Raw genomic sequence first — 10,383 nt, forward strand, 5'->3', positions numbered from 1 at the left:
GTGGAGAAGGCATGCGCGGGTGATGAGAAGGCGGGGATAATCTCCCCCTGGAGGGGGGAGATCGGCAGCTCCGGCGTCCTGCCCGCACTCCGTAACAGCCGAGGGCAATTCGTCATCCTGCGCTGGGTTGACAATCTGGCCTCAGGCGCCATGCTGCACTGCAACATGACTATCTCGGACTCCGGCATGACAGATATCAGGTCCTCGCGCATCGAATGCCTGGACGGGCTTCGGGCGCTCGCCGCGATCTGGGTGCTTGTCGGCCACTGCCTGCTGTTGACCGGCTGGAGCGTTCCCATCCTGGGCGAGCCGGATCTTGGCGTCGACCTGTTCATCATGCTGTCCGGCTTCCTGATGGTGTTCCACTATCACCTGCGCCAAGACAAGGAGCCCTGGCAAAGGCCGGCGACCTGGCTGAAATTCTGGACCCGACGCTATTTCCGGATAGCGCCGCTGTTCTACGTCATGCTTTTCGTGGCTCTGGCGCTTGGCCCTTATCTTTACGATTGCAGGACCGTCATCGACGATTTCCTCCTGAGATCGCACCAGGCGCCTGAACGCTACCTGGACAGCGGCGTGAAAAACATCGTTGCCCACCTTCTGTTCCTGTTCGGCCTGGTGCCGAATCTTGCCTACCGCACGCCGCTCCCCGACTGGAGCCTGGGGCTGGAGATGCAGTTTTACGCGGTCTTTCCAGCCGTCATGCTGCTTGTGCGCTGGCTCGGCTGGGCAAGGAGCGCCGTCCTGGTCGCGGCCGCCGGTAGCGCCATCGTGTTTGCGATGGGGCGATTGTCGGTGCATTTTCCGATGCCGTCGTTCCTGCCGCTAAAGATACAGATATTCCTGTGCGGCATGCTGCTGGCGGGCGTCGTGCATCAAAGCCGGCCCCGGCCGATCCTCTATCTGGCATTGGCACTGCTGCTGGCGGCGCTGCCTATTGGCGGCGGCTACGGACTGGGCAAGCTGCTGGTGCGTGAAGCGCTGGTGGCGGGCTTCTTCGCCTTGGTTCTTTACCGCATGCTGCCGGGAGCGGCGGGAACGCTGGCGAGGGCGATAGCCATGACGCTCAGCAACCGGTTCTTTCATCTCATGGGAGAACTTTCCTTCAGCATCTACCTGATCCACCTCCTGGTGTTGCAGCCTGTCGCGGCGTTCGTCATCGACCAATACGGCCACGGGCTGGCGGCGCCACTGCGTTTCGCCATCGTCGTTGCCGTCGTCCTGCCGACGGTGACCTTGCTGTCCTGGATCACCTATAATCTGATCGAGGGGCCGGGCCAGAAGGCGGGGCGCTTCGTCGTCGGGCGCTTTGGCCGCAAGACCGGGCCGGTGCTCAGGACGACGCCGGCCGAGTAGCGGCGCCGTCAATCTCCCTCCTTGAGGGGAGGGATGCCGCCGAAGGCGACAGAGGGGGTCGGTACGACAGGACGCGACCTTCTGGCTCGAAAAGAGAATGCTAGCGCTCCACGCGAGACGACCCCCTCTGGCCTGCCGGCCGATCGTCGTTCGGAAAGCCAGGCAATTGGCTTTCCGTCCGCTGCGCGGACCACTCCTCAACCCCCTCGATGGGGGAGATTAGCGGCTTCGCCCGTCTCCTCCTTCCCGCACCAATTCCTTTCCTCACCTCAGCGAGGCCATCCCATGACCGATTCCCGCGCCGGCGATATCCTGTGCCGCCAGTCCGAGCTCGAGAGCGAGCGCAGCCAGTATGAGGCTGTGTGGGAGCAGGTGGCGGAGTTCTGCGACCCCGACGCGCCCGATATCTGGAGCGGCCGCCGAACCGGTACCCCGGCCTCGCAGGCCGAGCGGCAGGAGCGGCGCGGCGCCCGCGTCTACGCCAACACCATCAACTCGGCCGCCAACCGGCTGGCCGCAGGGCTCGAAAGCCTGATCATTCCGCAGTCGGAAAAATGGCATGGGCTGTCGACGGCGGCCATGAACGACGAGGAAACCGACGAGGAAAAGGAATGGGCGGAGGCCTTGCGCGATTTCCTGTTTGCGCTGCGCTACTCCGCCAATTCGAATTTCGTGCCGGCAACGCAGGCCTGCCTGCGCAATGTCGTGCGCTACGGTCCGGCCTATCTCTATGCCGAGGAAGGGTTCGGCGCCACGCTGATCCGCTATGCCTCGATCCCCGTGGTCGAGGGCTATCTCTGCCGCAACCGCTGGGGCCAGGTCGACATTTTCCACCGTCGTTACGAGCGCACGGCACGGCAAGCGGCGCAGCTGCTCGGCTATGACAGACTGCCGGCGCGGATAAAAGTGCTGGTCGACGATCCGGCCAAGTGCGAGACGAAGATCTCGCTGATCCAGTGCATCCAGCCGCGCGACGAGCGCAAAATGTATCGGCTGGGCGGCCAGTACCAGTATCTCGACACAGAATTCGCCTCCTACCACGTCATCGAGGACGAGGAGGAGATTGTCCGCGAGAGCGGGTTCCGCACCTTCCCGGTGTCGATCTTCAACTGGCGCCGCTACGAGGGCGACCCTTACGGCATCTCGCCGACCATCGAGGCGCTGACCACCGTGCGCGAAGAGAACGCCGTACGCCGCTCGGGGCTTCGCGCGCTGCAGCAGATCACCGACCCAGCGACCGCCTCGAAGGCCCGGCTCGACTATGTGCCGGTGCTCAACCCGGGCGAGAATTATCCCGGCCTGATCGACGACAATGGCAGGCCGCTGATCGCGCCGATCTCGACCGGGCAGAACCCGACCTATGCCTTCAACTACGCGCAGAGCCGCGCCGACGAGATCCGCGACATGATGTTCGTCAACCTGTTCCAGACGCTGGTGCAGAACCCGCAGATGACGGCGACCGAGGCGCTGATCAGGCAAGAGGAAAAGGGCGCGCTGCTCGGGCCGTCCGGCTCGATCATCCAGGCCGGTTTCGCCAGCAATCTCGACCGCGAGCTCGGCATACTGGAGGACAAAGGCCTCTATGACGAGGACAGCCGCTTCCTGCCGCCGGACAGTCTTGCCGGCAAGGCGGTGCGGCCGACCTTCACCGGCCCGCTCGACGTGCTGCGCCGCTCGGCCGAAGCGCGCGACACCATCCAGGTGGTGACGACGGCCATGCAGATGGCGCAGTTCGATCCCGGCGTGATGGACAACATCGACAGCGACGAGGCGATCAAGATCGTGCAGAGCGCCGGCCGCAGCCCGCAGCGCATCTTTCGCCGCAAGGAGGAGGTGGACGAGTTGCGCGGCGCGAGAGCAAAGGCCAGCCAGGCGCAGGCCGGCATGGCGGCGATCGCCACGGCCGGCAGGGCGGCCAAGGATGCGGTGCCGGCCGCGGTGCAGGCGCGCGACAGCGGGTTGCTCGACGGGTTGCAAGACATGCTGCAGGGTGGCCAAGGCGGGCAGCCCGTCGGCCCGGCGGGTAACGGCGCATGAGCCGGAAACGCTTCGCTCATTCCGGCCAGGCCGGCAGTCCTGCCAGGGCCCGAGACGCGCTGGCCAAGGCGTATCTCAGGGTGTTTTCAGGCGAGGATGGCGAGATGGTGCTCGCCGACCTCGCGGCGACGACAGGCTATTACCGGCGTCCGTCCTATGGCGAGTGGATGGCACGGACCAGGACACCGAACGGGTTCGAATTGCACAGCGCCTTGAGCAATGCGCGCGCCGAGGTGGTGCAGCACATTATGGGGTTCCTGACGCTGGATGAGGCGCAGTTGGCGGCGCTGGAGAAGGCGGCACGGGCGGAGGGGTAGGCGGTATTCAGGAAGCTGCGCTCCTCTCCCCGTCTCTATACGGGGAGAGGATGCCGGCAGGCAGGTGAGGGGCGGCGCCAGCATCTCGGAACTTAGCGCTGCCCCTCATCCCCCTCCGGGACCTTGTCCCCGTAGAACGGGGAGAAGGGGCCAGTCGTGGTCGCCGCGGCTCCGTGGCGTGGTCGCGCTGCCGATGAGGTCCATTGACCCACCCAGGCAGCACCGCTGCTCCAGGATTTCTCCAAAAAGTCGATCCGACAAAACCCGCGAAGGCGACAGCCAGCGTGCGACCCGGCCGTGCCGTGATCGCCAGCGCCGCGCCCTTTTGTTCAAAGCCAGTTGGGCAGGAAACAGCCAATGGTCCACATCATCCCCCTCTCCATTGCTCAGCGCCGGCTCGATACCGGCAACGCGGTGCAATATCCGCAGGGGTCGCCGATCGGCGGCGCCATGCAGAGGCTCGGCGACGAGTTCTCGGCCATCGCCGCGCGCTACCAGCAGATGAAAGACCAGCAGGAGGCGTTCGACGCCGAGCTGGCGCGCCGCCGGTTCACCGGCCGGATCGCGCAGGCGGAAGACCAGGTGGCGGCGAACGCGCCGGCCGATGGCGCCGGCCTGCACGAGACCATGTACGGCTTGGTCGATCCGCGCACCGGCCGGGTGGTCAAATCAGGCCTGTTCGACACGCTGTTTGACGATGCCTTGCCTGATATGCCCGAGAGCCAGCGCGCCGGTTTCGCCAGGCAGAAGGAGACGATGCGCGCGGTTGGCGCGCGGCGCATGGCGCTGCGGCAGCTTCAGCGGCGTCAGGACTACGAGCAGGCGCAGGTCGACACGGCGCTCAAGACCAGCGCCATCGCCATCGGCAACGCCAACCCCGACGATCCCGTCACCTTCGAAGCAGCCCGCCAGGAAGGGCTCGACTTGATCGACAAGATGGGGCTCGACCCGGGGATCAGGCAGCAGAAGGTCAAAGACTGGTTCAGCACCGCCGCAAAGACGCGCTTCGAGGCGTTGATCGCCAAGGATCCGCAGCGGGCGCTGGAGATGTTCGGGGGAGGGACGCCGGCAGCCTCTTCCGGCAGCGATGCCTTCGGCGATGTCGCGCAAACCGCAGGCGCCTCTGGCAGCTCAAAGATGGCTGCGGGAAAAGGTGACCGCGTTGGCAAACAGACGCCGGAAGAGATGCTGGCGCAGGTGTTTCGGGACGACCTTCCGCAACAGGAACAGGCCGCGCTGGTTCGACAGGCTGAGGTGGCCAAAACGGCTCAGCAGGTTGAGCTTCGCACCAACATCGGTCTCGCCGAGCAGAACGCGCCGGACGCTATCGCAAGGACCGGCGCCTATTCCGGCAAGATGCCTGGCCGGGACGCATTCAGGATCGCCTATGGGCTCGATGAGGGCGACCAGCACTTCCGGGACTTTGACTGGCGAGCCGATGTCGGTCGTCAGGTTTTCGGCATGCGCACCATGCCGAACCAGGCAATTCATGCCGCCCTTCGCGACGCCGATTGCGGGCTGAACGGTTCGCAGGAAGACCAGACGCGCCGTGAGGCGACCGCCGCTGCGGTAGGGCTGGTGATGAATCACAGACGAGCCGATGGCGGGGGCTATGTCAGCGAAGTGTTTTCCAATGTCGATGCCGCCTGGAAAGCCGTGATCGGCGGTGGGCTCGAGGATCCAAATGGCTATGACAAGGATGCCTATGACAAAGCGATAGCCATATCTGTCGCCGCGCAGGAACAACTGGGTATTGAGAACCCTCAGCCCGTGCCGTTGTCCATCGTCCGTGATCTCTCCGATAATTACGACAGCCCGAGTTCATACCAGCAGGAGATAAACGCGAAGGTAAGCGGGCTGCTTGCGGGAACGTCCGGCCCTGTCGCTCGAGCAGCCGTGGCCCGGCAACTGGCCGATGCCGGTCTGGGTTGGATCATCCCGGTTGCTGGCTACAAGACCCCTTCGGCGCTCTCGGTGTTCGCATCAGACGCAAAAGCCCTTGGCAAGGTGGCCGCCAATGCAGGGATCGCCCTCGCCAACGTAAATGATTGGATTGCCTACGGCATGTCCGGAGGAACGATCAGCCCTCCAGATTACAAGGATGCCTATTACGAGCCGTCGGACCGTGTTGAGAGCCTGATGATGCATCAGGGATCTGATGCGTTGGGCTGGGCGATACCGTGGCCCGCGTTTGGTCGCGCTGCTGTCGCCGCGAAGGGCATACCCCGCTCACTTGAGCCGTTGAGTGTCCTTGTGGCGGGGCGTGCCGAAAGTCTCGTAGCCAAAGAGCTTCCCGGTGAGCTGTCTAAGGAAGGCGCGGGGCTCGTCGAAGGTGGCAGCGGCACGCGACAGTCAGATGTCGCGGCAAATGGCAAAGCCGCCGAAGTTTTGCTCGGTAAATCCGCTGGCAAGGACGCACGGCCGACCGTCGCTCTCGATCTCCCCTCGGGCAGTTTCTCAATGTCAGATTGGGCAGATTATCCGATAGCGGTTGTTCCCAAGCCAGAGGGACCATTCATACGGCTAGAAGGTACAGAGCACAAAGCTGCTAGAAAAGCGGCCGATAAAGCCAATCGCATTATCCGCCGAAAGCGAGGACTTGTCGGCCAGCCCGTGGATGTGCATGAAATCAAGCCAGTGAAGTTTGGCGGGAGTCCCACCGATGCGTCCAACAAGGTCATTCTGCCCCGCGAAGTTCATCAGCAGCAGGTTACGCCATGGTGGAATAAACTACTGAAAGACGTAGGAGAATAGCAGTGAGATATACTCTAACTGAGGGACGTTTCGACCCACCGGCTGAAGCCGCAATTGTCGATGGACTGTCCGCAAACCTGGGAGTGACGCTGCCCAAGGATTACACCAAATTCCTTAAGGAGCATAATGGAGGGGAAGGCTTCATCGGCGACAGCTATATAATTTTTTTCAAAGCCGAAGAGTTGGTGGAATTCAATCGAGAATATGAGGTTGAAAAATACGCACCAGGCATCCTGTTGTTTGCATCAAACGGAGGAGGGGAAGCCTATGGCTTCGACACCCACGAAGTGGAAATGCCAATCGTGCGCATCCCCTTTATATTTATGGAACGGCAATCCGCCGAGACGATAGCGCGAGACCTCGCCGATCTATTTGCTACGCTGGAGGACTTGAAATGAGCGTACAAGATACAGCTTCTCGCTCCAAGGGCATGGAACTGTTCGAGGTCAAACCGATTGCGGTTGGCGGCGATCCAGTCAGTTTGGAGAACAAGATCTGGTTGACCAGACAACAGCATTTTGAAGTGGTGCGCTTCTGGAATCGAACTATCGAAATTCAGCGTAAGGCGGCACTGGAGAAGGCTTCACGGGCGGAGGGGTAGGCGGTGGCGATGAAGCTACCTTGCCTGCCGACGTTCGTTGTTCGACCAGCCAAGCAATTGGCTTTTCGTCCGCTGCGCGGAACACTCCCCAACCCCACGAGCGGAGAGCAACGCATCAAACATTCGGCCTCGTGTCAGGGCTGACCATATAAAGCGGCATCGTGATGCCGGAGACCACAGACGCTGGGCTATGCAAAGATGGCAAGGGAGTTAGTCATGGAGAACACTACCAAACCTGACTTAAGCAGCGTCACACGTCTGCCTCCGGCCCATGTCAGCACCGGCGACGACGAGCTTGATTCCGCCCGGATCGAGGCGCGCCAATATCTTGAATTCTACACATGGGTATCGGCTATCAAGGGTGAATATCTTGGTTACGGCGCGGAAGGGATAATCTATATTTTCCTCTTCGAGATAGAGACCAGCCGAGCGGATGTGAATCCATGGACATGGGTGATCGTCGGGGACGTGCCGCCGACGTACCTGCCAGCCGACGACGGAAAGACCCCGTTTGAGGCGCTGGATGGGTATATCGGTGCCCTTGAAGTCTGGGTTGAAGCTGCACGCAGCGGAAAGTCTGTAGCGGAATTGATACCGGTCGATGTCGACGCAAATCCCGCCAACGCCGAGATGCTAGCGAGCCGGCTCAAATTCCTTGATGAGAAGATTTTGCCAGAGCTCAAAAGGTAATTCGGACGATCGCGGCAAGCTGGAATTGGCGCCGTATTGCTGCCGCCTTGAGCCTTTTGCAGCGTCTTGATGGCCTCAGCCCTGGGCGATCCTGTCGCAACGTCGCTTGTCGGAAAAGGGGTGTCGCCAAGCTGGAACACCCCTCATCCGACCCTTCGGGCCACCTTCTCCCCGGTTGGGACTGTTGCAAAATTGGGTGGATGTGATTCCCTGTTTTTGAACAGGGGATCGTGCGATGACGACGAAGCCGAGCGGTCAGTTCAGTTTTGTGGAGGCCCTGCTGCCGCAGGGTCTTGGTCGGAGCGGTCGACTGGACCGGTTGTCGTCGCTGGTGAAGTGGTATCGGTTCGAGAAGATCCTGGCCCGGCTGCGTTCGCCGGCAGGACCAGGCCGGCCTGCCTACAATTCGCTGGTGATGTTCAAGGCGCTTCTGCTGCAATCCTTGTATGGACTGTCGGACAGCGAACTGGAGGAGGCGCTCGCCGATCGGCTGTCGTTTCGCCGCTTCGTTGGGCTGACGCTCGAGGAGAGGGTGCCCGACCACACCACGCTCAACCGCTTTCGCAATCTTCTCGTCGAGGCCGAACTTCTGGAGAAGCTGTTTGGCGAACTGGACCGGCAACTGGACAAGGCTGGGCTGATCCTGCGGCGCGGCACGATGCTCGATGCCACGGTGATCGAGACGGCGGCGGCACGACCACCCAGTGGAGCGGCGCACGAGGCTGGCGATCCCGATGCCGGCTTTACACGCCGGCAGGGCAAGCCTGGCTCCTCCTATGGCTACAAGGCCCATGTTGGTGTCGACCAGGGTTCTGGCCTGATCCGCCGGGTGAGGACGACAGCGGCCAACGTCAACGACACGGTCGAGGCGGATCATCTGATCTGTGGCGACGAAGGTGCGGTGCTGGCGGATGCGGCCTATCACACCAAGGCGCGCGAGGTGTTGCTGAGGCAGCGCGGGATCAAGCCAAGACTGATGCGGCGAGCCAACAAGCATCATCCGCGCCTGCCAGCGCGGCTGAAACACTTCAACCGGCTGATCGCACGGCAACGCTTTGCCGTCGAGACGACCTTTGCCACCTTGAAGAACCGCATGCGACTTTGCGCCATCCGCTATCGCGGCATGGCCAAGGCGGCAGGACAGGTTCTCATCGCTGCCATGGCCTTCAACATGCGCCGCTGGGTGACGCTCGCGACCTAGGCCTCGGCCGCACTGCGACCGAAATCCACCCAATACCTCAAAAGCAAGCCAATCCGGCCCAAAACCCGAGCCGCAAAGCACCACACACGGGGGTTGCCGTCTCTCCTTGCTCCCACAGCCTAATAATGCAACGGGCCCACAGGGGGAGAAGGGAAGATCAGCGCCTCAATAATCGCCGTTGTAGTACCGGTCGTCGCACGGTGCCGTGTAGATGCGGCCGCGGCGGTCCTGGTAGCGGCACATCTGTTCGCCGCGGCGCTGCGGCGTGGTGGAGCTGCCGACAACCGCGCCGAGCAGGGCGCCGGCGCCGGCGCCGATGAGCGTGCTTTCGGTGTTGCCGCCGATGGCCTGGCCGACGAGGGCGCCGCCGGCGCCGCCGATCAGCGCGCCGGTTCCGGCCCGCTGCTGGCCTTCGGTCTGCGCGCAGCCTGCCAGTGCTGCAGTCATCAGCACGGCGGCGAAGGCTTTTTGAAAATTCATGTGCGGTCTCCCTTGAGGCCTGAAATCCCTATGGCTCGTCCCGTGCGGTCGCATTGCGGCGGAACGGGGGCACGCGGCCTCACGATATAAGACATGGTTTCTCGGGCGTTGATGGACCGAGCGCCGAAAACACCTCTTACGAACAAGGTGCTAGCACCGCTCCTTGTCAAAATGATTCAGCCTTTTGAAGGTTCGGCCCGGTGCCGGGGTTCACTCGGCCGGGCTTCCCGAATTTCACCCAACAATGGAGAAATGCCATGACCCGAGGTCTTCCCCGGACGCTTGCCCGTGCCGCCGCCCGCGAGGGCGGCCTTGCCCCGCCCAGGCCCGGGCTGAAAGCCGTCACCACAGGGCAGGGCGGATCGTACCGCACCGTCTTCACCTTCGCCGGCATGCAGGTTCCGGTCACCGACGCGCTGGCCTATGCTGCCCAAAAGATCTTCGACTTCACAGACGGCAAGGTGCGCATCAAGGGCGGCACGGCGCGGCTGCAGTTCGCTGTGCTCGGCACCCGCGCATCGACCATCAACGACAATGCGGCGCTGACCTGGTCGCTCGGCTCAGCGGCGGCGTCCAGCGCGACGCTGGCCTCTACCATGGTCAACGTGCTGGCCTCGACGGTGCGTACGCTCGACGGCACTGGCGTCGTGCTGTCGACCGTCTCGACCGCCGATATCGCCGCCGCTGTGACGCTGGATGGGACAGTGACGCCGGTCGATCTCTATCTCAACCTGGCGTTTGCAACCGGCACCGACATCGACGCCGACGGTGTGCTGACGGTGACGGGCACCATCACGCTGCTTTGGGAGAACTGGGGGGATAATGCCTAGCTGCCGATGACGCGGCCAATCTCCCCCACGAGGGCAGGGGAATCGCATATGGCGATTTTGAGCTTGAAGTTGGTTTGAGAACGGATTCTTTGGGAAGGCAGTCCACCGAAGGAGTGA

Annotated in this window: 9 protein-coding genes and 1 pseudogene; 9 read left to right on the forward strand and 1 reads right to left on the reverse strand. The window is 62.7% G+C overall.

Annotated elements, in window-relative coordinates; all coding sequences use genetic code 11:
• Window positions 1-186: 186 nt before the first annotated feature.
• The 8 genes and pseudogenes from ASD99_RS04165 to ASD99_RS04200 all read left to right on the forward strand — a co-directional run.
• Window positions 187-1,356: an acyltransferase family protein gene (locus ASD99_RS04165; protein ID WP_057142832.1), complete on the forward strand. Its 1,170-nt coding sequence runs from the start codon at window positions 187-189 to the stop codon at window positions 1,354-1,356.
• A 285-nt stretch (window positions 1,357-1,641) separates the two neighbouring features.
• Window positions 1,642-3,393, forward strand: coding sequence for a portal protein (locus tag ASD99_RS04170; RefSeq protein ID WP_057142807.1), 1,752 nt, complete (start codon window positions 1,642-1,644; stop codon window positions 3,391-3,393).
• Window positions 3,390-3,710, forward strand: a complete 321-nt coding sequence (locus ASD99_RS04175) for a hypothetical protein (RefSeq protein WP_056592073.1) — start codon at window positions 3,390-3,392, stop codon at window positions 3,708-3,710. Before ASD99_RS04170 ends, ASD99_RS04175 begins: the two co-directional genes overlap by 4 nt.
• A 357-nt stretch (window positions 3,711-4,067) precedes the next feature.
• A complete protein-coding gene (locus tag ASD99_RS34555) occupies window positions 4,068-6,464 on the forward strand; it encodes a hypothetical protein (protein WP_244497615.1) in 2,397 nt (798 codons plus the stop codon).
• Window positions 6,465-6,466: 2 nt separating this feature from the next.
• Window positions 6,467-6,862, forward strand: a complete 396-nt coding sequence (locus ASD99_RS04185; protein WP_056592077.1) for an SMI1/KNR4 family protein — start codon at window positions 6,467-6,469, stop codon at window positions 6,860-6,862.
• Entirely contained in the window at window positions 6,859-7,065 is a 207-nt protein-coding gene (locus ASD99_RS04190; RefSeq protein WP_056592079.1) for a hypothetical protein, read from the forward strand. The genes ASD99_RS04185 and ASD99_RS04190 overlap by 4 nt, the downstream gene beginning before the upstream one ends.
• Window positions 7,066-7,281: 216 nt before the next feature.
• Window positions 7,282-7,755, forward strand: a complete 474-nt coding sequence (locus ASD99_RS04195) for a hypothetical protein (RefSeq protein ID WP_056592246.1) — start codon at window positions 7,282-7,284, stop codon at window positions 7,753-7,755.
• A gap of 235 nt (window positions 7,756-7,990) precedes the next feature.
• A pseudogene (locus ASD99_RS04200) lies at window positions 7,991-8,972 on the forward strand (IS5 family transposase); the annotation flags it as partial.
• A gap of 149 nt (window positions 8,973-9,121) precedes the next feature.
• Here the strand turns inward: ASD99_RS04200 and ASD99_RS04205 are convergent.
• The gene (locus ASD99_RS04205) at window positions 9,122-9,436 is read right to left on the reverse strand and encodes a YMGG-like glycine zipper-containing protein (protein WP_056592085.1); all 315 of its coding nucleotides are present in this window, start codon (window positions 9,434-9,436) and stop codon (window positions 9,122-9,124) included.
• Window positions 9,437-9,693: 257 nt separating this feature from the next.
• Between ASD99_RS04205 and ASD99_RS04210 the strand changes: the two genes are divergently transcribed.
• Complete coding sequence (locus tag ASD99_RS04210) at window positions 9,694-10,266, forward strand: hypothetical protein (RefSeq protein WP_056592088.1); 573 nt, start codon at window positions 9,694-9,696, stop codon at window positions 10,264-10,266.
• Window positions 10,267-10,383 lie beyond the last annotated feature (117 nt).

The organism is Mesorhizobium sp. Root695, assembly GCF_001428185.1.
Taxonomy (GTDB): Bacteria; Pseudomonadota; Alphaproteobacteria; order Rhizobiales; family Rhizobiaceae; genus Mesorhizobium.